The 25492-nt window shown below is 71.2% G+C and carries 26 protein-coding genes; 12 read left to right on the top strand and 14 right to left on the bottom strand.

Annotated elements, in window-relative coordinates; all coding sequences use genetic code 11:
* Positions 1-20: 20 nt before the first annotated feature.
* The 3 genes from ACH414_RS05215 to ACH414_RS05205 form a co-directional block, all read right to left on the bottom strand.
* The gene (locus ACH414_RS05215; protein WP_398940829.1) at positions 21-1394 is read right to left on the bottom strand and encodes an FAD-dependent oxidoreductase; all 1374 of its coding nucleotides are present in this window, start codon (positions 1392-1394) and stop codon (positions 21-23) included.
* A gap of 273 nt (positions 1395-1667) precedes the next feature.
* Positions 1668-2843: an esterase-like activity of phytase family protein gene (locus tag ACH414_RS05210; RefSeq protein WP_398940828.1), complete on the bottom strand. Its 1176-nt coding sequence runs from the start codon at positions 2841-2843 to the stop codon at positions 1668-1670.
* Between the two features lie 57 nt (positions 2844-2900).
* Positions 2901-3455, bottom strand: coding sequence for a GNAT family N-acetyltransferase (locus ACH414_RS05205; protein WP_382543639.1), 555 nt, complete (start codon positions 3453-3455; stop codon positions 2901-2903).
* Positions 3456-3553: 98 nt separating this feature from the next.
* Between ACH414_RS05205 and ACH414_RS05200 the strand changes: the two genes are divergently transcribed.
* Positions 3554-4177 (top strand): TetR/AcrR family transcriptional regulator, encoded by a 624-nt coding sequence (locus ACH414_RS05200; protein WP_382543636.1) that lies wholly within the window; start codon positions 3554-3556, stop codon positions 4175-4177.
* A gap of 4 nt (positions 4178-4181) precedes the next feature.
* Positions 4182-4754 carry a DUF1707 domain-containing protein gene (locus tag ACH414_RS05195; RefSeq protein WP_382543633.1) on the top strand — a complete coding sequence of 191 codons (573 nt, stop codon included), beginning with the start codon at positions 4182-4184 and terminating at the stop codon, positions 4752-4754.
* Here ACH414_RS05195 and ACH414_RS05190 read toward each other — a convergent pair.
* Genes ACH414_RS05190 through ACH414_RS05180 form a run of 3 tightly spaced genes read right to left on the bottom strand, consistent with a single transcriptional unit; the run spans position 4738 to position 6616 of the window.
* Positions 4738-5535 carry a hypothetical protein gene (locus ACH414_RS05190; RefSeq protein WP_398940827.1) on the bottom strand — a complete coding sequence of 266 codons (798 nt, stop codon included), beginning with the start codon at positions 5533-5535 and terminating at the stop codon, positions 4738-4740. The genes ACH414_RS05195 and ACH414_RS05190 overlap by 17 nt on opposite strands.
* A complete protein-coding gene (locus tag ACH414_RS05185) occupies positions 5532-5801 on the bottom strand; it encodes a DUF397 domain-containing protein (RefSeq protein WP_386564124.1) in 270 nt (89 codons plus the stop codon). The genes ACH414_RS05190 and ACH414_RS05185 overlap by 4 nt, the downstream gene beginning before the upstream one ends.
* Positions 5783-6616 (bottom strand): Scr1 family TA system antitoxin-like transcriptional regulator, encoded by an 834-nt coding sequence (locus tag ACH414_RS05180; RefSeq protein ID WP_382543624.1) that lies wholly within the window; start codon positions 6614-6616, stop codon positions 5783-5785. The genes ACH414_RS05185 and ACH414_RS05180 overlap by 19 nt, the downstream gene beginning before the upstream one ends.
* Before the next feature lie 117 nt (positions 6617-6733).
* On the opposite strand from ACH414_RS05180, the gene ACH414_RS05175 reads away from it, so the two are divergent.
* Genes ACH414_RS05175 through ACH414_RS05155 form a run of 5 tightly spaced genes read left to right on the top strand, consistent with a single transcriptional unit; the run spans position 6734 to position 9110 of the window.
* Positions 6734-6964: a hypothetical protein gene (locus tag ACH414_RS05175; RefSeq protein WP_382543621.1), complete on the top strand. Its 231-nt coding sequence runs from the start codon at positions 6734-6736 to the stop codon at positions 6962-6964.
* Complete coding sequence (locus ACH414_RS05170; protein ID WP_382543618.1) at positions 6961-7176, top strand: hypothetical protein; 216 nt, start codon at positions 6961-6963, stop codon at positions 7174-7176. The genes ACH414_RS05175 and ACH414_RS05170 overlap by 4 nt, the downstream gene beginning before the upstream one ends.
* 47 nt (positions 7177-7223) lie before the next feature.
* Positions 7224-7973 (top strand): DNA repair protein RecO, encoded by a 750-nt coding sequence (gene recO, locus ACH414_RS05165; protein ID WP_382543615.1) that lies wholly within the window; start codon positions 7224-7226, stop codon positions 7971-7973.
* Positions 7974-7986: 13 nt separating this feature from the next.
* The gene (locus ACH414_RS05160; protein ID WP_382543612.1) at positions 7987-8811 is read left to right on the top strand and encodes an isoprenyl transferase; all 825 of its coding nucleotides are present in this window, start codon (positions 7987-7989) and stop codon (positions 8809-8811) included.
* 47 nt (positions 8812-8858) lie between these two features.
* Complete coding sequence (locus tag ACH414_RS05155) at positions 8859-9110, top strand: hypothetical protein (protein WP_398940826.1); 252 nt, start codon at positions 8859-8861, stop codon at positions 9108-9110.
* 68 nt (positions 9111-9178) lie between these two features.
* Here the strand turns inward: ACH414_RS05155 and ACH414_RS05150 are convergent, their stop codons facing one another.
* The 4 genes from ACH414_RS05150 to ACH414_RS05135 all read right to left on the bottom strand — a co-directional run bounded on the left by ACH414_RS05150 (position 9179) and on the right by ACH414_RS05135 (position 12309).
* Positions 9179-9589, bottom strand: a complete 411-nt coding sequence (locus ACH414_RS05150) for a Fur family transcriptional regulator (protein WP_046905672.1) — start codon at positions 9587-9589, stop codon at positions 9179-9181.
* 71 nt (positions 9590-9660) lie between these two features.
* Positions 9661-10554 carry a metal ABC transporter permease gene (locus tag ACH414_RS05145; protein ID WP_398940825.1) on the bottom strand — a complete coding sequence of 298 codons (894 nt, stop codon included), beginning with the start codon at positions 10552-10554 and terminating at the stop codon, positions 9661-9663.
* Between the two features lies 1 nt (position 10555).
* The gene (locus ACH414_RS05140) at positions 10556-11320 is read right to left on the bottom strand and encodes a metal ABC transporter ATP-binding protein (RefSeq protein WP_382543602.1); all 765 of its coding nucleotides are present in this window, start codon (positions 11318-11320) and stop codon (positions 10556-10558) included.
* Between the two features lie 23 nt (positions 11321-11343).
* Complete coding sequence (locus ACH414_RS05135; RefSeq protein WP_398940824.1) at positions 11344-12309, bottom strand: metal ABC transporter substrate-binding protein; 966 nt, start codon at positions 12307-12309, stop codon at positions 11344-11346.
* A gap of 164 nt (positions 12310-12473) precedes the next feature.
* Between ACH414_RS05135 and ACH414_RS05130 the strand changes: the two genes are divergently transcribed.
* Complete coding sequence (locus ACH414_RS05130; protein ID WP_382543596.1) at positions 12474-13856, top strand: glycine--tRNA ligase; 1383 nt, start codon at positions 12474-12476, stop codon at positions 13854-13856.
* An 80-nt stretch (positions 13857-13936) separates the two neighbouring features.
* Here the strand turns inward: ACH414_RS05130 and ACH414_RS05125 are convergent, their stop codons facing one another.
* From ACH414_RS05125 to ACH414_RS05115, 3 genes are read right to left on the bottom strand one after another with little or no spacing between them, the layout of a single operon-like run.
* Entirely contained in the window at positions 13937-14524 is a 588-nt protein-coding gene (locus tag ACH414_RS05125) for a TetR family transcriptional regulator (protein WP_382543593.1), read from the bottom strand.
* Positions 14525-14540: 16 nt separating this feature from the next.
* A complete protein-coding gene (locus ACH414_RS05120) occupies positions 14541-15578 on the bottom strand; it encodes an aldo/keto reductase (RefSeq protein WP_398940823.1) in 1038 nt (345 codons plus the stop codon).
* A 46-nt stretch (positions 15579-15624) separates the two neighbouring features.
* The gene (locus tag ACH414_RS05115; RefSeq protein ID WP_398940822.1) at positions 15625-17064 is read right to left on the bottom strand and encodes an MFS transporter; all 1440 of its coding nucleotides are present in this window, start codon (positions 17062-17064) and stop codon (positions 15625-15627) included.
* 101 nt (positions 17065-17165) lie between these two features.
* On the opposite strand from ACH414_RS05115, the gene ACH414_RS05110 reads away from it, so the two are divergent.
* Positions 17166-18146, top strand: a complete 981-nt coding sequence (locus ACH414_RS05110) for a helix-turn-helix domain-containing protein (RefSeq protein ID WP_382543584.1) — start codon at positions 17166-17168, stop codon at positions 18144-18146.
* Here ACH414_RS05110 and ACH414_RS05105 read toward each other — a convergent pair.
* Positions 18116-19597, bottom strand: coding sequence for an MFS transporter (locus ACH414_RS05105; protein WP_382543581.1), 1482 nt, complete (start codon positions 19595-19597; stop codon positions 18116-18118). The genes ACH414_RS05110 and ACH414_RS05105 overlap by 31 nt on opposite strands.
* A gap of 52 nt (positions 19598-19649) precedes the next feature.
* Between ACH414_RS05105 and dusB the strand changes: the two genes are divergently transcribed.
* The 3 genes from dusB (at position 19650) to ACH414_RS05090 (ending at position 25454) form a co-directional block, all read left to right on the top strand.
* Positions 19650-20786, top strand: coding sequence for a tRNA dihydrouridine synthase DusB (gene dusB, locus ACH414_RS05100; protein WP_382543579.1), 1137 nt, complete (start codon positions 19650-19652; stop codon positions 20784-20786).
* A gap of 356 nt (positions 20787-21142) precedes the next feature.
* On the top strand, positions 21143-23854 hold the full coding sequence (gene ppdK, locus ACH414_RS05095) for a pyruvate, phosphate dikinase (protein ID WP_382543874.1): 2712 nt from the start codon (positions 21143-21145) through the stop codon (positions 23852-23854).
* A 577-nt stretch (positions 23855-24431) separates the two neighbouring features.
* Positions 24432-25454 carry an ArsR/SmtB family transcription factor gene (locus tag ACH414_RS05090; protein WP_382543576.1) on the top strand — a complete coding sequence of 341 codons (1023 nt, stop codon included), beginning with the start codon at positions 24432-24434 and terminating at the stop codon, positions 25452-25454.
* Positions 25455-25492: the final 38 nt, after the last annotated feature.

The following is a 25492-nucleotide window of genomic DNA, read 5'->3' as shown; positions in this document are numbered from 1 at the left end:
GGAAGGGGAGGAAGGCCTGGTCAGCCCAGGTCGACGCCGCTGGCGCGGAGCATCTCCTCGCGCTCGACGATCTTCACGCGCTCGCGGCCCTGCGGCTCGCCGAGCGCCTTCTCGGCGGCGTCGAGCGCGTACCAGCCCTCCCAGGTGGTGTACGCGATGCCCTTGCCCTGGAGGAAGGACACGACCGCGTCCTCCTCCGGGTTCTCGGGCGTGAGGAGCCGCCCGTTGGCGTGGTCGTCGAGGAGGTTGGCGACGGTCTCGTTGGCGTCGCCCTTGGTGTGGCCGATGAGGCCGATGGGGCCGCGCCGGATCCAGCCGGTGACGTAGGTGGAGGGCAGCGGGGTGCCGCTCTCCTCGATGACCCGGCCGCCCTCGTCGGGGACGGTGCCGCTGGCGGCGTCCCAGGGCAGCTTGGGCAGCTCGTCGGAGAGGTAGCCGACGGCCCGGTAGACGGCCTGGACGTCCCAGTCGGTGGTCCGGCCGGTGCTCTTCACGTTTCCGGTGCCGTCGAGTTCGGTGCGCTCGGTGCGCAGGCCGACGACCTTGCCGTCCTCGCCGAGGATCTCGGCGGGCGACTCGAAGAAGTGCAGGAAGAGCTTGTGCGGGCGCTCGCCGATGTCGCGGATCGCCCAGTTCTCCAGGGTCTTGGCGACCATGTCGGTCTGCTTGTTCTTGCGCCGCTCGGCGATGGAGCCCTCGTCGTAGTCGATGTCCTCGGGGTTGACGATGACCTCGATGTTGGGCGAGTGGTCCAGCTCGCGCAGCTCCATGGGGCTGAACTTGGCCTGGGCGGGGCCGCGGCGGCCGAAGACGTGGATCTCCAGCGCCTTGTTGGCCTTGAGGCCGTCGTAGACGTTCGCCGGGATCTCGGTGGGCAGCAGCTCGTCGGCGGTCTTGGCGAGGATGCGGGCCACGTCGAGGGCCACGTTGCCGACGCCGAGGACGGCGACCTTCTCGGCCTCCAGCGGCCAGGTGCGGGGGACGTCCGGGTGCCCGTCGTACCAGGAGACGAAGTCGGCGGCGCCGTAGGAGCCGTCGAGCTCGATCCCCGGGATGTCCAGGGCGCGGTCGGCGGTGGCACCGGTGGAGAAGATCACGGCGTCGTAGAACGCGTGCAGGTCGTCCAGGTGCACGTCGGTGCCGTAGTCGACGTTGCCGAAGAGACGTATCTGCGGCTTGTCGAGGACCTGGTGGAGGGCGGTGATGATGCCCTTGATGCGGGGGTGGTCGGGCGCGACGCCGTAGCGGATCAGGCCGAAGGGGGCGGGCATCCGCTCGAAGAGGTCGATGGACACACCCGGCGCGGTGGCGGCCTCGGACTTCAGCAGCGCATCGGCGGCGTAGATTCCGGCGGGGCCGGCGCCGACGATCGCGACCCGGAGGGGGCGGGGCATGACGGGTTTCCCTTCGCAAGCGACGTGACGGCGAGGGCCCGCCGCACTTAGGTCACCCTAAATAACGCGCCGAGGAGTTCGGTACCCGCCCCCGGTCTATGGCCTCATAAGGTGGACTTATGGGTTCCATAAGTGGGGGTGGGAGCCTCCCTCTGCGCACACTAGGGCTTGAACGCGTTCAAAGTGTAGGTCAGCGGCGGCACCCCGGACCGCCGGGGGCCGGAAGACGATCAGGCCCCCGGCGGGGGCCGGGGGCCTGACGGGGTGGGCTCTCTACCGGATCCCGAGGGCGACGAGCTGGGTGACCGCGTCCTCGGCGAAGTTGTCGTCGCTGACCAGGATCAGCGCACGCTCGCCGCGGCCCAGGTACGGGCCCCAGGTCATGCCCTCGGTGTTGTCGACGGTGGACAGGCCCAGGTCGTGGAAGTCCGCGACGAGCTTCTTGCGCATCGGCTTGACCGCCTCCCCGTCGGTCGCCAGCGAGTCCAGGTCCTTCACGTCCGTCGCCCCGCGCGTGGTCGCCTCGAAGAGGCGGACCTTGTAGCCGGCGCCGGCCACCCAGGTGCGCTCCAGGACCAGATACCGGTCGGGGTCGTCGGGGAAGGCCAGGATCGACGGGACGCCCGTGTCCGGGCCCCAGGGGCTGTTCGGGTCGTTCACGGCGAAGATCTTCTCCAGTGGGTACGCGAACTGCCCGAGCACCGAGCCGTCCCGCCGCTGCTTCGTCACCCGGACGAGCGCGCCGTGCTCCGTGGTCGGCTCGGGGCCGTCCTGCAGCAGCGGGCCCTCGATCGCGCTGGTCAGGACGCGGCCCCGGGCCTCGAAGGTGAGCGCCTCGATCGCCTGGTTGCGGCGCGGGCCGCGGTCGGCGGTGATCGCGTAGTTCCCCGGCAGCGGCAGCTCGCCGAGGTAGGCGCCGCTGGAGGGGGAGGCGAACCGGATGGACGGCTGGATCACCGGCGGGCCGGCCGTCTTGGGCCGGTCGCCCTCCTGGCCCCACCAGTAGTCGCACGCGACGGGGTCGACGCGGATCTCCTCCGGGTCGACGGCATTGCCGTCGTCGAGCGCCGGCGACGGATAGGGCGAGCCGTCGGGCCGGCGGAAGGAGTGGGTGCCGGTGAAGTCGACCGCGTGCACACCCCCGGCGTCCACGTCCAGCTTGGCCGTGTAGAAGCGGGCGGGCTGGGTGTACCCCCGGTCGTCGCTGATGAACACGTACTCGCCGGTGCACGGGTCCCGGTCGATGCCGGAGAGGCCGCCGACGGTGGTGCCCTGGAAGTCGAGCTTGTACGGGACGGTCTTCTCGCCGAGCAGGCGGGCGTGTGCCGCGCGGGCCGTCGGCTGGGCGGGGTCCGCGGGCCGGGCGGCGGCCGTGGCCACGGCGGGGGAGAGGGTCGAGGCGAGGAGCAGGGCCGCGGCGCACGCGCGGCGCGTCAGGGAAGATCGCATTCGATGATCTTGTCGCTTCGCCCCCGCGCGCCGCAGTCGCCCAATCGGGTGCTGCTGTCAATTCCCGGGTGACGCCGGGCCCGTGGGCTTCCACTCGTCGAGCAGCAGGCCGAGCAGCACCTCGTCGAGGAACTCGCCCATCACCCACGCCGAGGAGCGCAGCACGCCCTCGCGGACGAAGCCGTTGCGCTCGGCGGCGCGGAGCATCGCGGTGTTGTCGGCGAGCGTCTCGATCTGGAGCCGGCGCAGGCTGCGCACCACGAAGCCGTAGTGGCACAGCACGGAGACCACGTCGGTGCCGTAGCCCTTGCCGCGGGCGGAGGGCAGAAGTCCGAGGCCGATGTGGGCGCACCGGTTGTGGGTGTCGATGCCCCACAGGTTCGCCGTGCCGACCAGCGCCCCGCCGTCCAGCTCCACGATGGAGAACGGGACGTGCCCCTCCGCCGTGCCGTCGACCGCCAGCCGCGGGTCCTTGGCGCCCGGAGACACCGGCCGCCACGGACCGCCCTCGGCCCGCGAGGCGTTCACCACGTCGTTGAAGAGCTCGTCCCGCAGAACCGGTATGTCGTCCTCGTGTCGGGCCCTGAGCCCCACCCTGCTCCCTCTCAGCATGCGAGTTTCCTATCCGCACGCTCCGCCCGGCGGCAAACGAATTACCGCCCGCCGCACTCCGGTTGAGATCCGGAGGCATTATTGGCAAGCTGGTCAACATGGCGACGAAACGGCGACGGCGCACCCCCGAGCAGGCCCGCACCGAGATCCTCGACGCCGCCACCGACCTCATCGCCCGGCACGGTCCCGACGGCGTCGGCCTGCGCCGCGTCGCCGACGCCGCCGGGGTGACCCACGGGCTCGTCAGCCACTACTTCGGCACCTACGCCGCTCTCGTCCGCGCGGTGCTCCGGCGCGAGAACGAGCGCAAGCGCGAGCTCGTACGGGAACGGCTGCGGGCCGACGGCCGGGTGCCCTACGCGGACGGCATGACCCGGGTGCTCTTCGAGATCCTCGGGGACGAGCGCTACGTCCGGCTCTGGACCTGGTCCCAGCTCCACGCCCGGGAGGACGCCGAGGCCCCCGGCTCCCCGACCGATCTCGCCCGCCTGGTCGACGCCGTCGAGGACGGCGTCCGCCTGGTGCTGCCGCCACCGCCCGAAGGGCCGGACCGCCAACGGATCGAGATGCTCGTGCTCCTCGCCCTGTCCGGCGCGTACGGCTACGCCCTGGGCCGGCGCCACTGGCTCACCGACCTCGGCCACGACCCCGACGAGCCGGGCCGCGACGACGCCTACCGCACCGCCCTGTCCTCCGCGCTCGCCGCCTACCTCGAAGGCTGACGCCATGACCCGGTACGACCTCGACATCCTCGCCTCCGACCAGGAGCGGCACACGGCCGAGGAGCGGCTGCGGGCCGCCGTCGAGAACGGCCGCCTGCCCCTGGACCGACTCGGGCCCCGCCTCGACGAGGTGCACGCCTCGCGCACCCGCGGCGATTTGGAGACCGCCTGCCGCGGCCTGCCCGCGCCCGGCCCCCGCGACGCCCTCGTCGTCGACCGCGCGCCGACCTCCGGCAGTTTCGTCGCCGGGATCTTCGGCGGCTTCCACCGCAAGGGCCAGTGGGTCGTGCCGCGGCGCATGACCCTCTGGTCGATGTGGGGCGGCGGCCTGATCGACCTGACCGAGGCGCGCTTCACCGGTCACGACACCGTCATCCGCGCGGTCGCCCTCTGGGGCGGCACCAAGATCCTCGTCCCCGAGGACATCGAGGTCGACGTCCGAGGCCTCGGCCTCTTCGGCGTCTTCGCCGAGCGCGCCGCCCACCGCACCGGCAAGCCCGGCACCCCGCGCGTGGTGATCACGGGCCTCGCCCTCTTCGGAGCGGTCGTCACCCGCACCGTCACGCCCCGACGCTGAGCCCCAAGAAGACCATCGCGCAGCCGAGCCCGCCCGTCGCCGCCCACAGCACCAGCGCCCCGAGCGCGACCAGCACCCGCACGGGTCCGGGGTAGACGCCGACGGCCCGCCCCGGGGCCTTCGGGTGGAAGCTGATCCGGACCTCGTCGGCGTACGAGTTCCGCCGGTAGCCGTGGACCGTCCCGCACCCGTCCGTGTACGCGTACGTCCCCGACCTGCCGTACGGGCCGGTCCGCACGGCCGTCACCGTGACGCCCCGCCGGGGCAGCCGCCACATCTGGATCGCCCGATCCGCCGCGGCGACGCTCGACAGGTTGAGCACGACCACCGCGATCCCCAGCAGGAACGCGAGCACGAGCGCGGCCGGCTCCCCGCGCAGCACGACCAGCACGCTCATCGCGAGGAACGCGCCGACCCCGGGGGCCAGCACCGCCAGGACCCCCGCCGGGGGCAGCCCCCAGCCGCCGCGCGTGCCCAGGGAGCGGGTCGTCACGAGCGCGGTGCCGTCGAACGACGGCCCGGGCTCCGGCAGGCGGCCCAGCACCGCGCCCATCGCCGACGCGAACGCGTACCCGTGCATGTCGTTCACCCCCCGCACCACGTGCACGACGGGCTCCGCGCCCTCCGGCACCCGCAGCGCCACGACGACCGCCTCGCCCCCGGGCGAGACCCGCTGCACCGCCCGCAGGGGGATCCGCAGCTCCTCGTCCCCGCGCCGCAGCGTCAACGCGTCGCCCTCGTGCCGGAGTGCGGCGCCGCCACCGCCGCGCAGGACGGTCATCCCTTGACGGCGGCCACGAACACGGACCAGGCGGCGGCCGGGACGGCGAGGGCGGGGCCGGAGGGGTTCTTGCTGTCGCGGACGGGGACGATGCCGGGGATGCCGTCGAGGACTTCGAGGCAGTTGCCGCCCTCACCGTTGCTGTAGCTGCTCTTGCGCCAGGCCGCGCCCGCGAACTCGTACGAGACCTCGACGCAGTTGCCGCCGTCGCCGTCGCTGTAGGAGCTCTTGAACCAGGTGGCGTTGGTCAGGTCGTACTCGCGCATCGTCTGTAGTCCTCCGCCGCCGACTCGATCAGGGCCAGGGACGCCGCCGGCGACAGCGTGGCGACCCTGAGCAGATCGTAGGCGCGCTGTGCGCGCTTCACCACCGTCGGATTTTCGAGAAGCGTGCCTGAAAAGGCGGTCTCCGTGTAGGCCGTTGGCGGCTGATCCTCGAACTCCATGAGCCGGAGTGAGCCGTCCATGGAAGCGTGCGCTCCGGCCGCCCGCGGCAGCACCGTCACCAGCACCCACCGCCGCCGTGCCAGCTCCGCGATGTGCTCCAACTGCGCGGCCATGACCCCGGCGCCGCCGACGGGGGTCCGTACCGCGTTCTCGTGGAGGACGACCCAATACTCCGGTCTTGTAGCAGCCTTGAGGATTGCGGCCCGCTCTATCCGTGAGGTGACCTTCTCCTCGACGTACGCCTCCGCGGCGAACGGGTTCGCCGCGATCGTCACCGCCCGCGCGTACTCCGCCGTCTGCAACAACCCCGGCACCACCGTCGGCGCGAACTCGCAGATCTTCGTCGCCACCGCCTCCAGCTCCGCCACCGCGTGGAAATAGTCCGCGTACGGCGACTTGTCGATCAGCTTTCTGCAGGTGCGTTCGAAAATACCGCCGGTTTGTAGCACCTGGTCGATTCTCTGCGCCACGTCCAGCTGCGGCTTCCTGATTCCCTGCTCGAACAGGCCGATGTACGACCCCGAAACGAACACCCGTGCGCCCAGGTCGTTCCGCGAAAGCCCCGCCGCCTCCCGGCGCTCCTTCAGGAGGTCTCCGAAGAACTCCCAAGCGTCCTGGCGATCGCCGTTGGCCATTGATTAACTCCTGACCCCTACACCGCACTTGTAGCCCCAGCGCGTCTCCCGATTCTACGGATCGGCCCCCACCCTCGGTGGAGTAAGCGGGAAATGGATTCGGAAAGGAACGCGTTGGTGAAGAACGAAGACAACACGCAGCTCTCGCCGATTGCCGAAGCGGCTCAGGCGGTGGCGGAATTGCGGGACGCGTTGGCGCGGGCGGGAATCGTGCTGCCCTCGCTCGGGCTCGACGCCCTCACGCTCTCCGCGGAGCCGCCCCGGCCGCTGGTCGAATTGGGACGCTGCACGGTCGAGACGGCGCGGCGGATCGCCGCGGCGTTGACGCGGGAAGGGGAGCGGGGATGAACCTGCCCATCGGGGCGTACGTCGTCGACATCAGCACGGGGCGGGTCGGCACCTTGATGGGGCACGAGGGGCCGTATCTCCAGGTGCGGCCCATCGGCGGCGGGCGCGAGTGGGAGTGCGAGCCGGACGGGGTGCGGGTGGCGACCGCGGCCGAGCGGCTGAGCGCGGCCACCGCGCACGCGAACGCGCGGAGCCGGGGCGAGGTGCCGTGAGGTGAGACCCGGCCCGGGCCGCCCCGCCGGTACGGGACAATGGGTCCATGAGTCTGTTCCGCGACGACGGCATCGTGCTGCGCACCCAGAAGCTGGGCGAAGCGGACCGCATCATCACGCTGCTCACGCGCGGTCACGGGCGCGTACGCGCCGTCGCGCGCGGGGTGCGGCGGACCAAGTCGAAGTTCGGGGCGCGGCTCGAACCCTTCTCTCACGTGGACGTGCAGTTCTTCGCCCGGGGGAGCGAGCTGATCGGGCGCGGGCTCCCGCTGTGCACGCAGAGCGAGACCATCGCCGCGTACGGCAGCGGGATCGTCACCGACTACGCCCGCTACACCGCGGGCACGGCGATGCTGGAGACGGCGGAACGGTTCACCGACCACGAGGGCGAGCCGGCCGTGCAGCAGTACCTGCTCCTGGTCGGGGGACTGCGGACGCTCGCGCGCGGCGAGCACGCCCCGCATCTGATTCTGGACGCCTTCCTGCTGCGCTCGCTCGCCGTCAACGGCTACGCGCCCAGCTTCGACGACTGCGCCAAGTGCGGACTTCCCGGGCCGAACCGGTTCTTTTCGGTCGCAGCGGGCGGAGTCATATGCGGAGACTGCCGGGTGCCCGGAAGCGTCGTACCCTCTGCGGAGGCCGTAGGCCTGCTCAGCGCGCTGCTCACCGGCGACTGGGAGACCGCGGACGCGTGCGAGCCGCGTCACGTCAGGGAGGGCAGCGGCCTCGTGTCCGCCTATCTGCACTGGCACCTGGAGCGCGGGCTGCGCTCGCTGCGGTACGTAGAGAAGAGCTAGGAGAGACCACGCCATGGCCATCGCACGACTCCTCGGGCGCCAGCGACGGGAGTACAGGACCCCCGAGCCGCACCCGTCCGGCGCCCGCCCGCCGAAGCTTCAGCCGGAGCTCGTGCCCGAGCACGTGGCGATCGTCATGGACGGCAACGGCCGCTGGGCCAAGGAGCGCGGTCTGCCGCGCACCGAGGGGCACAAGGTCGGCGCCGAGCAGGTGCTCGACGTGCTCCAGGGCGCGCTGGAGATGGGCGTCGGCGCGATCTCGCTCTACGCCTTCTCCACCGAGAACTGGAAGCGCTCGCCCGAGGAGGTGCGCTTCCTCATGAACTTCAACCGCGACTTCATCCGCAAGACCCGCGACCAGCTCGACGAGCTCGGCATCCGGGTCCGCTGGGTCGGCCGGATGCCCAAGCTGTGGAAGTCGGTGGCCAAGGAGCTCCAGGTCGCCCAGGAGCAGACCAAGGACAACACCAAGCTCACGCTGTACTTCTGCATGAACTACGGCGGTCGCGCGGAGCTCACGGACGCGGCGCAGGCGCTGGCCGAGGACGTGAAGGCCGGCAAGCTGGACCCGGCGAAGATCACCGAGAAGACCATCCAGAAGTACCTCTACTACCCGGACATGCCGGACGTGGACCTCTTCCTGCGGCCCAGCGGCGAGCAGCGCACGTCGAACTACCTGATCTGGCAGAGCGCGTACGCCGAGATGGTCTTCCAGGACGTGCTGTGGCCCGACTTCGACCGCCGCGACCTGTGGCGGGCCTGCGTCGAGTACGCCCAGCGCGACCGCCGCTTCGGCGGCGTGGACCCGGCGGACCTCGCCGTCCTCGACAAGGGCTGACGGCGGAGCCGGCCTACACGCCCACGCGCGAGGACATCCTCGACGCCGTGAACGTCCAGATGCGGTTCGGGACCTTCCGGCGGGCGCGGCTGGGGGCCCGCCGGACCACCCGGGACGGCGAGGTCGTGGGCCGCTGGTCGCTGATGTCCCGGTACACCGAGACGCCGACGCCGTTCGTGCTGCTCTCGGCCGACAACGGCCGGGTGGGCGTCGCCACGCTCCCCGAGCGCGGGCTCGCCGACCCGGCCGACGCCGACCGGCTCCGTACGCTCCCGGGCCGGAACATCACCCGGCTCTGAGCGCGGGCATGCGGAAGGGCCCGTACCGGCACTCGTCCGGTACGGGCCCTTCCGCATGTCACGTCACGTCACTTCGCCGCGCACTCCGCGCAGGTGCCGAAGATCTCCACCGTGTGCGCCACGTTCACGAAGCCGTGCTCGGCCGCGATCGTCTCCGCCCACTGCTCCACCGCCGGGCCCTCCACCTCCACGGCCTTGCCGCAGACGCGGCAGACCAGATGGTGGTGGTGGTCGCCGGTCGAACAGCGGCGGTAGACCGTCTCGCCGTCGCTCGTGCGCAGCGCGTCCACCTCGCCCGCGTCCGCGAGGGACTGGAGCGTGCGGTAGACGGTGGTGAGGCCGACGGAGTCGCCGCGGTGCTTGAGCATGTCGTGCAGCTCCTGGGCGCTGCGGAACTCGTCCACCTCGTTCAGCGCCGCCGACACGGCGGCCCGCTGCTTGGTCGAGCGGCCTCGTACGGGGGGTCCTGCCGTCACCACGGGGGCCTCCTTGAATCTTGTCTGCCCCCGCCATTCTGCCAGCCCCCCGTCCCCTTGAAGCCGGACCGCGGTCAGACCCTCACGTCGTCGGCGGGGCGCCGGCTGCCGGGGACCGACGCGTCGCAGTCGCGCGCGGCGGCCTCGGCGGCGCGGGCCCGGCGCCGGGCGAGCGGGGTCGACAGGGCCGTGAGGGTGACGAAGACCGCGATCGCGAGGAGCACGATCGTCGCGCCGGGCGGCGCGTCGACGTAGTAGGTGGTCACGGTGCCGGTCAGGGTGACGCAGACGCCGATCGCGACCGCCATGGCGAAGGTCGCGCGGAAGGAGCGGGACAGCGACTGGGCGGCCGCGACCGGCACCACCATCAGCGCGCTGACCAGGAGCAGGCCGACGACGCGCATGGCGACGGTGACGGTGACGGCGGCGGTGACCGCGATGAGCAGGTTGAGGAAGCGGACCGGCAGGCCGGTGACGCGGGCGAAGTCCTCGTCCTGGCTGACGGCGAAGAGCTGCTTGCGCAGGCCGACCGTGACGAGGATGACGAAGGCGGCGAGGATCGTGATCGTCACGGTGTCCTCGCGGGACACGGTCGTCAGCGAGCCGAAGAGGAACGAGGTCAGGTTCGCGTTGGAGCCGGTGTCCGAGAGGTTGATCAGCATGACGCCGCCCGCCATGCCGCCGTAGAAGAGCAGCGCGAGGGCGAGGTCGCCGCGGGTCTTGCCGTAGGCGCGGATGAGCTCCATGACGACGGCGCCGACGACGGCGACCAGGGTGGCCATCCACACCGGGTTGGCCGACATCAAGAAGCCGAGGCCGACACCGGTCATGGCGACGTGGCCGATGCCGTCGCCCATCAGGGCCTGGCGCCGCTGCACGAGGTAGATGCCGACGGCGGGCGCGGTGATGCCGATCAGCAGGGCGGCCAGCAGGGCCCGCTGCATGAAGGCGTCGTTGAGGAATTCCATGTCAGGTCAGCAGTCCCGTGCGGAGGGGCTCGTCGGCCGCGTGCGGATGGACGTGGTCGTGGCCGGGCAGCGCGTGCTGGCCGACGGCCTTCGGGGGCGGGCCGTCGTGGACGACGCAGCCGTCGCGCAGGACCACCGCGCGGTCGATGAGGGGCTCCAGCGGGCCGAGCTCGTGCAGGACGAGGAGGACGGAGGTGCCGCCGGCGACCTGCTCGCGCAGGGTCGCGGCGAGGATCTCCTGGCTGGCCAGGTCCACGCCGGCCATCGGCTCGTCCATGATCAGCAGCTCGGGCTCGGAGGCGAGCGCGCGGGCGATGAGCACCCGCTGGTGCTGGCCGCCGGAGAGGGCGGAGACGGAGTCCCGGGCGCGGTCGCTCAGTCCGACGAGCTCGATGGCCCGGTCGACGGCGGCCCGGTCGGCCCTGGTGGTGAGGCCGAAGCGGCGGCGGGAGAGCCGGCCGGAGGCGACGACCTCGCGGATGGTGGCGGGCACGCCGCTCGCGGCGGTGGTGCGCTGCGGTACGTAGCCGACGCGCGCCCAGTCGCGGAACCGCTTCTGCTCCGTGCCGAACAGCTCGATGGTGCCGCCGGTCAGCGGCACCTGGCCGATGACGGAGCGGACGGCGGTCGACTTGCCGGAGCCGTTGGCGCCGAGCAGCGCGACGACCTCACCGCGGTGCACGGTGAGGTCGACGCCGCGCAGGACGGGGCGCGAGCCGAGGGCCGCGGTGGCTCCGCGGACGGAGATGACGGTCTCGTCGCTCACGAGTACCTCCTGCTTGCCGGATTTCACTTCGCGCCGAGGGCCTTCTGCAGCGCGGCGAGGTTGGAGCGCATGACCTCGATGTAGTCATCGCCCTTGGACTTGTCCGTGATTCCCTCGAGGGGGTCGAGCACGTCGGTCTTGAGGCCGGTGTCGGTGGCGAGGGTCTTGGCGGTCCGGTCGCTGGCGAGGGTCTCGAAGAAGACGGTGGAGACCTTGTCCTTCTTCGCGATTTCCTGGAGCTCCTTGACGCGGGCGGGGCTCGGCTCGGCCTCGGGGTCGATGCCGGTGATGCCCTCCTGCTCCAGGCCGTAGCGCTCGGCGAGGTAGCCGAAGGCGGAGTGGGTGGTGATGAAGGTCTTCGTGGCGGTGTTCTTCAGACCGTTCTCGAACTCGCTGTTCAGAGCGGCGAGCTTCGTCATCAGGGCCTGGGTGTTCGCCTTGTACGCGGCGGCGTGGGTGGGGTCGGCCTTCTCGAAGGCGGCCCCCACGCCCTGGGCGACCTCTCCGTACTTCACGGGGTCGAGCCAGATGTGCGGGTCGGCGCCGGCCTCGGAGCCGTGGTCGTGGCCGGCCTCCTCGGCACCGTGGTCGTGGCCGACCTCGGTGCCGTGCTCCTCGAGCTTGGTGAGCGTCGCGGCGTCGATCGTGGTGCCGGCGTTCGACTGCGCGATGGCGTCGTCGACGGCGGGCTGGATGCCCTTGAGATAGAGGACGACGTCGGCGTCGCCGAGCTCGCCGACCTGCTTCGGCTTGAGCTCCAGGTCGTGCGGCTCGACGCCCGGCTTGGTGAGCGTGTTGACGGTGACGTACGTGCCGCCTATCTGCTCGGCCAGGAACTGCATCGGGTAGAACGACGCGACCACGTCCAGCTTGTCGCCGCTCCCCTTGTCGGCCGCGTCCGAGGTCCCGGAGCAGGCGGAGAGGGTGATCAGACCGAGGGTGACGGCTCCGGCGACGGCGGTGGTGGGTATCAGTCGGCGTACGTTCATGACACTCATTTTCAACAAAACTGGAAACGGTTGTCAATTGCCGAACGCTTCGTCCTGCTGTGTTCCCGAGCACTCCGGAGCCGCACGAACCGATTTGATACGGGGGGTGCGGGCGCCGGTAACCTGAGGCATTCGCACTTCGTCGTCGTAATGAAGAGAGCACCGTGGCCGCCGACAAGATCGACACCATCGTCAGCCTGAGCAAGCGCCGTGGCTTCGTCTACCCGTGCAGCGAGATCTACGGCGGTCAGCGTGCCGCCTGGGACTACGGACCGCTGGGTGTCGAGCTCAAGGAGAACATCAAGCGTCAGTGGTGGCGCTACATGGTCACCGCGCGCGAGGACGTCGTCGGTATCGACTCGTCGGTCATCCTGGCCACCGAGGTCTGGGAGGCCTCCGGCCACGTCGCCACCTTCACCGACCCGCTGACCGAGTGCACCTCCTGCCACAAGCGCTTCCGCGCCGACCACCTGGAAGAGGCCTACGAGGAGAAGCACGGCCGCCTCCCCGAGAACGGCCTCACCGAGCTCAACTGCCCCAACTGCGGCAACAAGGGCACCTTCACCGAGCCCAAGCAGTTCTCCGGCCTGCTCTCCACCCACCTCGGCCCGACCCAGGACACCGGCTCCGTCGCGTACCTGCGCCCCGAGACCGCCCAGGGCATCTTCACCAACTTCGCCCAGGTGCAGACCACCTCGCGCAAGAAGCCCCCGTTCGGCATCGCGCAGATGGGCAAGTCCTTCCGGAACGAGATCACTCCGGGCAACTTCATCTTCCGCACGCGCGAGTTCGAGCAGATGGAGATGGAGTTCTTCGTCAAGCCGGGCGAGGACGAGCAGTGGCAGGAGTACTGGATGGAGCAGCGCTGGAACTGGTACACCGGCCTGGGGCTCCGTGAGGAGAACATGCGCTGGTACGAGCACCCGGCGGAGAAGCTCTCCCACTACTCCAAGCGCACCGCGGACATCGAGTACCGCTTCTCCTTCGGCGGCAGCGAGTGGGGCGAGCTCGAGGGCGTCGCCAACCGCACCGACTACGACCTGAGCGCGCACTCCAAGGCCTCCGGCGCCAACCTGACGTACCTGGAGCAGGAGACGGGCGAGCGCTACACGCCGTACGTCATCGAGCCGGCGGCCGGTGTCGGCCGCACCATGCTCGCCTTCCTGCTCGACGCCTACGTCGAGGACGAGGCGCCGAACGCCAAGGGCGTCATGGAGAAGCGCACCGTGCTCCGCCTCGACCACCGCCTGGCCCCGGTCAAGGTCGCCGTCCTGCCGCTGTCCCGCAACCCGCAGCTCTCGCCGAAGGCCAAGGGCCTCGCGGCCGACCTGCGGCAGAACTGGAACATCGAGTTCGACGACGCCGGCGCCATCGGCCGCCGCTACCGCCGCCAGGACGAGATCGGCACCCCGTTCTGCGTCACCGTCGACTTCGACACCCTCGAGGACAACGCGGTGACCGTGCGCGAGCGCGACACGATGAAGCAGGAGCGCGTCTCCCTCGACCAGATCCAGGGCTACCTGGGCAGCCGTCTGCTGGGCTGCTGAGTCCGCTCCGCCCGTACGGGAAGGCCCCCGGTTCCGTTCCAGGAACCGGGGGCCTTCCCGCATCGGCAGAGAGGCGAGGCCTAGGGGCGCAGGCCGCGCAGCAGCAGCTCGATCACCGCGTCGAACTCCCCCTGGATCGCGGGCCGCCGCCACTCCGGCGCATAGGCCGGGTCGTGGAAGCGGGCGGTCGCGTAGAAGAGCGCGCGGGCCGTGGCCTCCGGGTCGGGGGCGGTGAACTCCGCCTCCCGGGTGCCCTCCTCGACGATCGAGCGGACCTGCTCGACCAGCACCTCGATATGCCGGTCGACCACGCCGCTGTTCTCGTCGATCAGCACGCCATAGGTCGCGAACAGCTCCGGGTCGTCGCCCGCCTTGTGCCGCTTGGCCTCGAAGAGGGTCGCGAACCAGGCCTGGAGCTTCTCCGGGGCGGGCCGGCCCGGGGCGCCGGTCAGCTCGGCGAGGGCGACCTCCGTGCGCGAGAGCCACCGCTCCGTGACCGCCTCGCGCAACGCCGCCTTGGTGCGGAAGTGCCGGTAGACACTGCCGTGGCTGACGCCGAGCACCCGGGCCACGTCCACGACCGTCGCCTTCGCGGGGCCGTAGCGGCGCAGCACCTCCTCGGTGGCTTCGAGGATGCGCTCGGCGGTCAGGGTCTCCGTGGTGGCCATGGAATGACAGTACCTGTCAGTGCTCGCTGTCCAGGTGGGCCATCTGCGCCTCCGGGTAGCGGGCGCCGGCCGCCGCGCCCGCCGGGACGGCCTCCTCGATCGCCGCCAGATCGGCCGCGTCGAGGGTGACCTCCAGGGCGTCGAGCGCCTCGGCGAGCCGGTCGCGGCGGCGGGCGCCGATCAGCGGCACGACGTCCTCGCCGCGCGACAGCGCCCAGGCGATGGCGATCTGCGCGACCGTCACGCCCTTGGTCTCGGCGACCTCGCGCAGCCGGTCGACCAGGTCCAGGTTCCGCTGGAGGTTGTCGCCCTGGAAGCGGGGGGACATCCCGCGGAAGTCACCCGCGCCGAGGGTGCGCTCCCGCGTGAAGTGGCCGCTGATCAGGCCGCGGGAGAGGACCCCGTAGGCCGTGACGCCGATGCCGAGCTCCCGGGCGGTGGGCAGGATCCTGTCCTCGATGCCGCGGGATATCAGCGAGTACTCGATCTGGAGGTCGGCGATCGGGGCGACCGCCGCCGCCCGGCGCAGGGTGTCGGCGCCGACCTCGGAGAGGCCGATGTGCCGCACATGGCCGGCCTCGACCAGCTCGGCGATGGCGCCGACGGTCTCCTCGATCGGCACGTCGGGGTCGACGCGGGCGATCCGGTAGATGTCGATGTGGTCCGTGCCGAGGCGCTGGAGCGAGTACGCCGCGAAGTTCTTCACCGCGGCGGGGCGTCCGTCGTACCCGGTGAAGCCGCCCTCCACGGTGCGCAGGGCGCCGAACTTCACGCTGGTCAGGGCCTGGTCGCGGGCCGCCGCGGGGGCGGTGCGCAGAGCCTCGTTGATCAGCAGCTCGTTGTGGCCCATTCCGTAGAAGTCGCCGGTGTCCAGGAGGGTCACGCCGGCGTCGAGGGCGGCGTGGATCGTCGCGATCGACTCGGCGCGATCGGCCTCGCCGTACAGGGCGGACATGCCCATGCAGCCGAGGCCGAGGGCGGAGACCTCGGGGCCGGTGGTGCCGAGGGAGCGGGTGGGGAGGGGGCGGCCGGTGCGGGGGGTCGTCGTCGTCATGCCATCAACCATGACATGACCGATGACAGATTTCAATATCTGTCATTCACTGTTTCACGGAGCGCGGCAGCCGCAGGCTCAGCAGCAGCGTCAGCACCACCACCCCCACCTGCACCAGCAGCGTCGTGGTCAGCGCCGACCCCATCGCGGCCGGCGAGGAGGCCAGCGAGAGGAAGAGCGAACCCAGCGTCGCCACGCCCAGCGCCATCGCCGACTGCTGCGTGGTCACCATGACCCCGCTGCCCACACCCGCCTGCTCGCCCGGCACCTCCGAGAGCACCACCCGGAAGAGCACCGGCAGCTGGAGACCCTGGCCGAAGCCCGCGACCGCCATGCCCGGCAGCAGGTCGAGCACCGAGAGCTCCGACCAGCCGCCGCCCACCGCCCAGGCGATGAGGCCGATCCCGACCCCCTGGAACACGGCGCCCACCGGCACCACCCGGGTGCCCCAGCGCCGCACCAGCCGCGGACCCGCCAGCGAGGCGCCGAAGAACGCCACCGCCATCGGCACCAGCGCCAGACCCGAGGCCACCGCGCCCATCGCGAGTCCCTGCTGGAGCGCCACCGCGATCACGAACATGAAGCCGCTGAAGCCGCCCGACAGCGGCAGCACCACCGCGAGGCCCCGGCGCAGCGAGACCAGGCCGAGCAGCCGCGGCGGCACCAGCGGCGTACGGCCCCGGCGGTCCGCCCGCAGCTCGACCCACCAGAACGCCCCGGCCGCGAAGGGGAAGGCGGCGAGCGACAGCCAGGTCCACAGCGGCCAGCCCGCCGCCCGGCCCTCGGTCAACGGGGCCAGCAGCGACAGCAGGCTCAGCGCCAGCAGCAGCGTGCCCGGCGCGTCCACCGGCGCCGGCCGGTCCGAGCGGGTCTCGGGCACCGAACGCGCCGCCAGCAGCAGTCCGAGCAGCGCCACCGGCACGTTGACCAGGAAGATCGCCCGCCAGCCGCTGCCCGCGAGATCGGCGGCGACCAGGACGCCGCCCAGGATCTGCCCGGCCACCATCGCGAGCCCCGCGGTCGCCCCGTACAGGCTCAGCGCCCTCGCATGGCGGGCTCCCGACGTCGAGGAGTGAATGGTCGCCAGCACCTGCGGCAGCATCAGCGCCGCCGCGGCACCCTGTGCCACCCGGGCCCCGACCAGGCTCCAGGCGTCCGGAGCCAGACCACAGGCGAGCGAGGTCAGACCGAAGGCGGCCATCCCCGCGAGGAACAGCCGGCGGCGCCCGAAGAGGTCGCCGAGCCGCCCGCCGAGCACGAGCAGCACGGCGTACGACAGGCCGTACCCGGCGACCACCAGCTCCAGGAGCGCCGGACCCGCGGCGAGGTCGTGGTCGATCGTCGGCAGGGCGACATTGACGATGAAGAAGTCGATCAGGGGCAGCGCCGCGCCCAGGAGCACGGTGAACAGGCCCAGGGAGCCGAGGGCCGGCCGGGCCGGTCCGACGGCCGCGGCGGTACGGGGAGGAGTGGATGTCGTCGTCACACCACCGACGATCGGCGCTCGCTCAGCCTGGTACCAGAGTGTCTTTATCCTGGTACAAGCAGCACCTGGAAACGGGCTGAGCGCCCCGGCACCCTGGGAGCATGACAGTCATGACGGTCGGCACGGACATCCGCAGGCACGAGCTCGCCGCCTTCCTGCGCAGCCGCCGCGAACGGATCAGCCCCGAGCAGGTCGGACTCCCGCGCGGGCGCCGCCGCCGCACCCCGGGGCTGCGCCGCGAGGAGGTCGCCCAGCTCTCCGCCGTCGGCGTCACCTGGTACACCTGGCTGGAGCAGGCGCGGCCCATCCAGGTCTCCCCGCAGGTCCTCGACGCCCTCGCCGGCGCGCTGCTGCTCGACCCCACCGAGCGGAACCACCTCTTCGCCCTCGCCGGACAGGCCGACCCGCACCCCGAGACGCCCTGCCCGACCGTCACGCCCGCCCTGCGGAGGCTCCTCGACCAGCTGGAGCCCGTGCCCGCCGCCGTGCAGAACAGCCGCTACGACTTCCTCGCCTACAACCGCACCTTCGGGCGCCTCTTCTGCGACCTGGACGCGCTGCCCCGCGAGGACCGCAACAGCCTCTGGCTCGCCTTCACGAACGAGGACTTCCGGGCCGCCGTCACCGAACTGCCCGAGGTCCTCACCTCGCTCGCGGGCAAGCTCCGCGCCGCCATGGCCGAGCACCTCGCCGAGCCCGCATGGAAGGAGCTGCTGCACCGGCTGCGCACGGCCTCGCCGGAGTTCCGGGAGATCTGGGCCAGGCACGACGTGATCGACCAGTCCGGGCGGACCAAGCTCGTCGCCAACGCCCACGTCGGGCTGCTCAGGCTGGAGCACACCAACCTCTACCTCGGCCCCGCCGCGGGGCCGCGGCTCGTCACGTACGTGCCGGTGGACGAGGCCACCCGGGCGGGGATCGAACGGCTCCAGGCGCTGATCCTGGCCGAGGAGGCCGCCGCCGGGGAGACCGCCACCGCAGAGCTCGCCGCCGGGGAGGCCGCCACCGAGGAGGCCGCCACGGCAAGGGACGCCGCCGAGGCCGCCGCCGCTCAGGGCGAGGACGCCCTCGCCGCCGCCTGAGCCCCGTCGCCCTCCGCGGCGAGCCGCTCCGCCGTCCGCTCCGCCGTCCGGCGCGCCCACGCCCCGCTGGTCAGCGCCCCGGCGAGCAGCACGCACAGTCCGCAGCCCGTGATGATCCAGTACACCGGCTTGCTCGCCGCCACGAAGCCCGCCGTGGCGTCGGCCGTCTTCCCGTACGCGCCCGGGCCCAGCCCCGCGCTCAGCACCGCGCCCGCCACCGCGACCCCCAGCGTCTGGCCGATCTGGCGGCTCGTGGAGGCCACGGCCGCCGCCACCCCGGCCTGCGCGCGGGGCATGCCGGCCACCGCGGTGTTGGTGATCGGCGCGTTCACCAGGCCGAAGCCGATGCCGAAGACCACGTACCCGGTGAAGAGCAGCGGTGTGCTGGTCTCCGCGTGGAAGGCGGCGAAGAGCAGCGCGCCCGCCGCCATCGCCGACCCGGCGAGCAGCAGCGAGGGCCGCGGGCCGCGGGATCCCACCAGGCGCCCCGAAAGCGGCGCGAAGACGAAGGTCATCGCCGCCATGGGCAGCATGTAGAGCCCGGCGTGCAGGGCGGACAGGCCCCGGACGTCCTGGAGGTAGAGGGTGTTCAGGAAGAGGAAGCCGCCGAGCGCGGCGAAGGCGCAGACCGCGATCACGGTGGCCCCGCTGAAGGGCGCGCTGCGGAAGAACCGCAGGTCGATCAGCGGCTCGCGGCGCCGTGGCTCGTACAGCAGGATCCCGGCCAGGGCGACGGCCGCGACCCCCGCGAACAGCGGGCTGGACTCGATGATCGCGTACGTGAGCGAGCCGAGCAGCGCCGTCACCAGGACCTGCCCCACCGGGTCCACCCGGCGGGGGCGGGGGGCGCGGGACTCGGGGACGTACCGCAGGGTGAGCACCAGCGCGGTCAGGCCGATCGGCAGGTTGACCCAGAAGATCGCCCGCCAGCCGACCGACCCGACGAGGAGCCCGCCCACCAGGGGGCCGGTCGCCATGGAGACGCCCACGACCGCGCCCCAGACGCCGATGGCCCGCGCGCGGGCCGCCGGGTCGGTGAAGGTGTTGGTGATGATCGACATCGCGACCGGGTTGAGCATCGAGCCGCCCACCGCCTGCACCATCCGGAAGGCGACCAGCGTCTCCAGGGTGGGCGCGAGGGAGCAGAGCAGCGAGCCGAGGACGAAGAGGACGAGCCCGGTGGTGAAGACCCGGCGGCGGCCGATCCGGTCGGCGGTGGAGCCGGAGAGCATCAGCAGCGAGGCGAGCACCAGGGTGTAGGCGTCGATGACCCACTGCAGTCCGGAGACGGAGGCGTCCAGGTCGCGCTGGATGGAGGGGAGCGCCACATTGAGGGCGGTGTTGTCCAGGCTGACGATCAGCAGGCTCAGACAGCAGATGCCGAGGACGAGCAGCTGACGGCGCCGGGGCAGCGGGGCGGTGTTGAGCTGCGGTGATGTGAGCTCGGCCATGTGCGGATAGTACGGCTGACCCACGACGTGCGCAGTGCGGGACAATGGGCGAATGACCGCGTTCTCCCCCCTCGCCATCGGGCCGCACATCGTGCAGCCGCCGGTGGTGCTCGCGCCGATGGCCGGCATCACCAACGCTCCGTTCCGCACCCTCTGCCGTGGGTTCTCCGGAGGGAAGGGCCTGTTCGTCAGCGAGATGATCACGACGAGGGCACTGGTCGAGCGCAACGAGAAGACCATGCAGCTCATCCGCTTCGACGAGACCGAGAAGCCGCGCTCGATCCAGCTGTACGGCGTGGACCCGGTGACCGTCGGCAAGGCCGTCCGCATGATCGTGGACGAGGACCTGGCCGACCACATCGACCTGAACTTCGGCTGCCCGGTGCCCAAGGTCACCCGCAAGGGCGGCGGCTCGGCGCTCCCGTACAAGCGCCCGCTGCTGCGGGCGATCCTGAACGAGGCCGTGACCAACGCGGGCGACCTGCCGGTCACGATGAAGATGCGCAAGGGCATCGACGACGACCACATCACCTATCTCGACGCCGGCCGGATCGCCGTCGAGGAGGGCGTCACCGCCATCGCCCTGCACGGCAGGACGGCGGCCCAGCACTACGGCGGCACGGCCGACTGGGACGCCATCGCGCGGCTCAAGGAGCACGTGCCGGAGATCCCGGTGCTGGGCAACGGCGACATCTGGTCCGCGGACGACGCGCTGCGCATGATGCGCGAGACCGGCTGCGACGGCGTGGTCGTCGGCCGCGGCTGCCTCGGCAGGCCCTGGCTGTTCGGCGACCTCGTGGCGGGCTTCGAGGGCACCGGGGAGTACGCGCAGCCCGGGCTCCGGGTGGTCGCGGACACGATGGTGAAGCACGCGCGCCTGCTCGGCGAGTGGCTGGGCGACGAGTCGCGCGGTGTCGTCGACTTCCGCAAGCACGTCGCCTGGTACCTCAAGGGCTTCTCGGTCGGCTCCGAGATGCGCAAGAAGCTGGCCATCACCTCATCCCTGGACGAACTGAGCGCTCAGTTGAGCGAGCTGGACCTGGACCAGCCGTGGCCGGTCGGTGCGGACGGTCCCCGGGGTCGTACGTCCGGAAACAACCGGGTTGTCCTGCCGGACGGCTGGTTGAAGGACCCCTACGACTGCGCCGGGGTGAGCGAGGACGCGGAGCTGGACACGTCCGGCGGCTGAGATCCGGGCCCTTTCTGGCGAGTGATTCTCGCCACCCTTGATAGGGGTACTGCTCAGATGAGCAGGTTACGGGCCCGTCTCCCGCTTGAAGGGTGGCACGGAGTGCCACCCTTTTTGCGTTCAAGAGTTGAACGCAGATGCTCGTTTAGCCGCTCATCCGAGCGGTGAAGCTCTGGTTTGAGTCAAACGAGCTTCGGGGCCTGAAAGCGGAAGCTACCGGTCAGTTACTTTCGATGTGCTGGCGGACGGGTGGTTAAGACCGGATGACCGGTAGGCGTACCTCCCCAGAAGCCTTCGATCTGGGTATGTTCCTCGCCGTCAGGGCAGCCAACCGAGTCGTCGAGGAGTCGGGACCCGTGTCGGAAATTAATGATCAGAAGTTCGTCTACGACTTCACCGAGGGCAACAAGGACCTCAAGGACCTTCTCGGTGGCAAGGGCGCGAACCTGGCCGAGATGACCAACCTCGGTCTGCCGGTCCCCCCCGGCTTCACGATCACGACCGAGGCCTGCAAGGTCTACCTCGAGAGCGGCTCCGAGCCGGTCGAGCTCCGCGACGAGGTCACCGCGCACCTCGACGCCCTGGAGCGGCAGATGGGCAAGAAGCTCGGCCAGGCCGACAACCCGCTGCTCGTCTCCGTCCGCTCCGGCGCCAAGTTCTCGATGCCCGGCATGATGGACACCGTCCTCAACATCGGCCTCTCCGACGCCTCCGTCGAGGGTCTCGCCGCCCAGGCCGACAACGAGCGCTTCGCCTGGGACTCGTACCGCCGGCTGATCCAGATGTTCGGCAAGACCGTCCTCGACGTGGACGGCGAGCTCTTCGAGGACGCCCTCGACGAGGCCAAGGCCGCGAAGAAGGTCACCAGCGACACCGACCTGGACGCCGCCGACCTCAAGAAGGTCGTCGAGCAGTTCAAGAAGATCGTCAAGACCGCGACCGGCCGCGACTTCCCGCAGGACCCGCGCGAGCAGATGGACCTCGCGATCGAGGCCGTCTTCAACTCCTGGAACACCGACCGCGCGAAGCTGTACCGCCGCCAGGAGCGCATCCCGGGCGACCTCGGCACCGCCGTCAACGTCTGCTCCATGGTCTTCGGCAACCTCGGCCCCGACTCCGGCACCGGTGTCGCCTTCACCCGTGACCCGGCCTCCGGCCACGAGGGCGTCTACGGCGACTACCTGCAGAACGCGCAGGGCGAGGACGTCGTCGCCGGCATCCGCAACACCGTGCCGCTCGCCGAGCTCGAGTCGATCGACAAGAAGTCGTACGACCAGCTCATGCAGATCATGAACACGCTGGAGACCCACTACAAGGATCTCTGCGACATCGAGTTCACCATCGAGCGCGGCCAGCTCTGGATGCTGCAGACCCGCGTCGGCAAGCGCACCGCCGGTGCCGCCTTCCGCATCGCCACCCAGCTCGTCGACCAGGGCCTCATCGACGAGGCCGAGGCGCTGCAGCGCGTCAACGGCGCCCAGCTCGCCCAGCTGATGTTCCCGAAGTTCGACGAGAACGCGAAGGTCGAGCAGATCGGGCGCGGCATCGCCGCCTCCCCGGGCGCGGCCGTCGGCAAGGCCGTCTTCGACTCGTACACGGCCGTCAAGTGGTCCCGCTCCGGCGAGAAGGTCATCCTCATCCGCCGTGAGACCAACCCGGACGACCTGGACGGCATGATCGCCGCCGAGGGCATCCTCACCTCCCGCGGCGGCAAGACCTCGCACGCCGCCGTCGTCGCCCGCGGCATGGGCAAGACCTGTGTCTGCGGCGCCGAGGAGCTGGAGGTCGACACCAAGCGCCGCCGGATGACCACCGCCTCCGGCGTGGTCATCGAGGAGGGCGACGTCGTCTCCATCGACGGCTCCACCGGCAAGGTCTACGTCGGCGAGGTACCCGTCGTACCGTCCCCGGTCGTCGAGTACTTCGAGGGCCGGATGCACGCCGGCGCCGACGACGCCGACGAGCTGGTCCAGGCGGTCCACCGGATCATGGCCTACGCCGACCGCGTCCGCCGGCTGCGGGTCCGTGCCAACGCCGACAACGCCGAGGACGCCTCGCGCGCCCGCCGCTTCGGCGCCCAGGGCATCGGCCTGTGCCGCACCGAGCACATGTTCCTCGGCGAGCGCCGCCAGTACGTCGAGCGGCTCATCCTCGCCGACACCGACGAGGAGCGCGAGGAGTCGCTGAAGGCGCTGCTCCCGCTGCAGAAGCAGGACTTCGTCGAGCTCTTCGAGGCGATGGACGGACTGCCCGTCACCGTCCGCCTGCTCGACCCGCCGCTGCACGAGTTCCTGCCCGACATCACCGAGCTGTCGGTGCGCGTCGCCCTCGCCGAGGCCCGCAAGGAGCCGCACGAGAACGACCTGCGCCTGCTCCAGGCCGTGCACCGGCTGCACGAGCAGAACCCGATGCTGGGTCTGCGCGGCGTCCGCCTGGGCCTGGTCATCCCCGGCCTGTTCACCATGCAGGTCCGCGCCATCGCCGAGGCCGCCGCCCAGCGCATCGACGCCAAGGGCGACCCGCGCGTCGAGATCATGATCCCGCTCGTCGGCACCGTCCAGGAGCTGGAGCTGGTCCGCGAGGAGGCCGAGGAGGTCATCGCCGAGGTCCAGGCGCAGACCGGCGTCGAGCTCAAGCTGGCCCTGGGCACCATGATCGAGCTGCCGCGCGCCGCCGTGACCGCCGGTCAGATCGCCGAGGCCGCCGAGTTCTTCTCCTTCGGCACCAACGACCTCACCCAGACGGTCTGGGGCTTCTCCCGCGACGACGTGGAGGCCAGCTTCTTCACCGCGTACCTGGAGAAGGGCATCTTCGGCGTCAGCCCCTTCGAGACCATCGACAAGGACGGTGTGGGCGCCCTCGTCCGCAGCGCCGTCCAGGCCGGCCGCGCCACCCGCCCCGACATCAAGCTCGGCGTCTGCGGCGAGCACGGCGGCGACCCGGAGTCGGTGCACTTCTTCCACGAGGTGGGCCTCGACTACGTCTCCTGCTCGCCCTTCCGGATCCCGGTGGCGCGCCTGGAGGCCGGCCGCGCGGCGGCCGAGGCGAAGGGCAGCGACAGCCGCTGACCCCCTGACCACCGGAGCCGCCGCTCGTCCCCGACCCTCAATACCGATGGGCGGCGGTTCCGGTTTCCAAGAGAGACGGGGCGGACACCTTGTGCGGAGGTGTCCGCCCCGTCGTATTTCGTCCGGGTGCGGCGTTACATGATCGTTGGGAGAATGTGAGTTCCTGTTCAACTCCATGCCGGAATGCGCAAGGGTAAGCATTGGTATGCGCGGCATTGAATTATTGGACGTTGAACATCCGAGGGGGACCTGACTTACCAAGGCCCCGGTCTTTCGGAACTTTCGCAAAGAATGAGACAGGCGCGACCTCCGGATCCCCACCCGGAGGCCGCGCCCATTTTTCATCGGGCAGGTGAGCCGCAACCTCGCCGACCGCCGCCGGACGAGGCAAAGCCCCCCACGGTCTTCGCCACGTCACCTCGGTCCTGAAGGTTTCCTGCCCGACACGCACAGCTTTTCGGTTGACCCGTGTTCGCCGCGAGGCTTTTCAAGTGTGGCTGAAACACCCTGGTAACGTGCAGTGATGCTGTGCATACTCGTCGTCGGGGGTGGTTGCGAGTGCACAGGTGGGGGTTCGATGCTGCGGATTCATTTCAGCGGAAACGACTTGGCCGGGGTCCGGATGGCGGCCCGGCCTGATGTTCTGTGGGAAACGATTCTCAGTTTTCACCGTTTAAGGGACCGACGCGGGCCGGTGGTGTACGGCGAATGGCGGTCCGAGGCACGGATACGGCTGGGCGCCGAGACCCGGCTGCTCGCCGCGCTCGTGCCGGGCCGCGGCTATTTCCCGGACTTCCTGACCCCGCCCCAGGGGATCCTCGGCGTCGACGAGGCCCTCGACGCGATCCGGGCCACCCCGCCCGGGCGGATCCACTCCGAGGTGTCCCTGATCGGCGCGAGCCGCGCCGGCCGCCCCGCCGTGCCCGCCGCGCTGCGGGCCCTCGCGGAGGGCGCCTCCGAGCCCCTCGGGCGGCTCGTCGCGGCCCTGCGCAGCTACCACCGGGCCGCCGTCGAACCGTACTGGGGACACATCCAGGCCCGGGTCGAGGCCGACCGGGCGGTGCGCGGGCGGGCCCTGCTCGACGGGGGCGCGGAGGAACTCCTCTCCTCGCTGCCCCCGATGCTCCGCTGGCGCAGCCCCGTCCTGGAGGCCGACTACCCCGTCGAACGGGACGTCCACCTCGACGGGCGCGGACTGCTGCTCCAGCCGTCCTACTTCTGCCGCGGCACCCCGGTCGTGCTCCGCGACCCCGGCCTGCCGCCGGTGCTGGTCTATCCCGTGACGCACTGCGAGGCGCCGACCGTGCGGGAGCCGGGGCTGCCCTCGCTCGCCAAACTCGTCGGCCACACCCGCTCCGCCGTGCTCAGCGCCATCGGCGACGGCGGCACCACCAGCGAACTGGCCCGCAGGGCGGGGGTCTCCCTCGCCTCCGCGAGCCAGCACGCGGGAGTGCTGCGCGAGGCCGGCCTGGTCGCCACGCTGCGGCACGGCAACGCGGTCCTGCACACCCTCACGCCGCTCGGCGCCGCGCTGCTGGGCGGCGCCCGGAGCCCCCGGGAGACGCGGGTGTACGCGCGAAACGGCTCGGGCGCCTCGTAGGGAAGGCCCCGCTCGGTCCCGCTCCCGGGTGGGACCGG

The organism is Streptomyces sp. NPDC020422 (assembly GCF_044386705.1).
Classification (GTDB): domain Bacteria; phylum Actinomycetota; class Actinomycetes; order Streptomycetales; family Streptomycetaceae; genus Streptomyces.
Note: the sequence above shows the minus strand (reverse complement) of the source record. Positions and strands in the feature narration are given on the sequence as shown.

What these genes read in the sequence shown, in the direction of transcription:
- ACH414_RS05215 (WP_398940829.1), bottom strand. Translation starts at nt 1,394, where the DNA reads ATGCCCCGCCCCCTCCGGGTCGCGATCGTCGGCGCCGGCCCCGCCGGA.
- ACH414_RS05210 (WP_398940828.1), bottom strand. Translation starts at nt 2,843, where the DNA reads ATGCGATCTTCCCTGACGCGCCGCGCGTGCGCCGCGGCCCTGCTCCTC.
- ACH414_RS05205 (WP_382543639.1), bottom strand. Translation starts at nt 3,455, where the DNA reads ATGCTGAGAGGGAGCAGGGTGGGGCTCAGGGCCCGACACGAGGACGAC.
- ACH414_RS05200 (WP_382543636.1), top strand. Translation starts at nt 3,554, where the DNA reads ATGGCGACGAAACGGCGACGGCGCACCCCCGAGCAGGCCCGCACCGAG.
- ACH414_RS05195 (WP_382543633.1), top strand. Translation starts at nt 4,182, where the DNA reads ATGACCCGGTACGACCTCGACATCCTCGCCTCCGACCAGGAGCGGCAC.
- ACH414_RS05190 (WP_398940827.1), bottom strand. Translation starts at nt 5,535, where the DNA reads ATGACCGTCCTGCGCGGCGGTGGCGGCGCCGCACTCCGGCACGAGGGC.
- ACH414_RS05185 (WP_386564124.1), bottom strand. Translation starts at nt 5,801, where the DNA reads ATGCGCGAGTACGACCTGACCAACGCCACCTGGTTCAAGAGCTCCTAC.
- ACH414_RS05180 (WP_382543624.1), bottom strand. Translation starts at nt 6,616, where the DNA reads ATGGCCAACGGCGATCGCCAGGACGCTTGGGAGTTCTTCGGAGACCTC.
- ACH414_RS05170 (WP_382543618.1), top strand. Translation starts at nt 6,961, where the DNA reads ATGAACCTGCCCATCGGGGCGTACGTCGTCGACATCAGCACGGGGCGG.
- recO (WP_382543615.1), top strand. Translation starts at nt 7,224, where the DNA reads ATGAGTCTGTTCCGCGACGACGGCATCGTGCTGCGCACCCAGAAGCTG.
- ACH414_RS05160 (WP_382543612.1), top strand. Translation starts at nt 7,987, where the DNA reads ATGGCCATCGCACGACTCCTCGGGCGCCAGCGACGGGAGTACAGGACC.
- ACH414_RS05145 (WP_398940825.1), bottom strand. Translation starts at nt 10,554, where the DNA reads ATGGAATTCCTCAACGACGCCTTCATGCAGCGGGCCCTGCTGGCCGCC.
- ACH414_RS05135 (WP_398940824.1), bottom strand. Translation starts at nt 12,309, where the DNA reads ATGAACGTACGCCGACTGATACCCACCACCGCCGTCGCCGGAGCCGTC.
- ACH414_RS05125 (WP_382543593.1), bottom strand. Translation starts at nt 14,524, where the DNA reads ATGGCCACCACGGAGACCCTGACCGCCGAGCGCATCCTCGAAGCCACC.
- ACH414_RS05120 (WP_398940823.1), bottom strand. Translation starts at nt 15,578, where the DNA reads ATGACGACGACGACCCCCCGCACCGGCCGCCCCCTCCCCACCCGCTCC.
- ACH414_RS05110 (WP_382543584.1), top strand. Translation starts at nt 17,166, where the DNA reads ATGACAGTCATGACGGTCGGCACGGACATCCGCAGGCACGAGCTCGCC.
- ACH414_RS05105 (WP_382543581.1), bottom strand. Translation starts at nt 19,597, where the DNA reads ATGGCCGAGCTCACATCACCGCAGCTCAACACCGCCCCGCTGCCCCGG.
- dusB (WP_382543579.1), top strand. Translation starts at nt 19,650, where the DNA reads ATGACCGCGTTCTCCCCCCTCGCCATCGGGCCGCACATCGTGCAGCCG.
- ACH414_RS05090 (WP_382543576.1), top strand. Translation starts at nt 24,432, where the DNA reads ATGCTGCGGATTCATTTCAGCGGAAACGACTTGGCCGGGGTCCGGATG.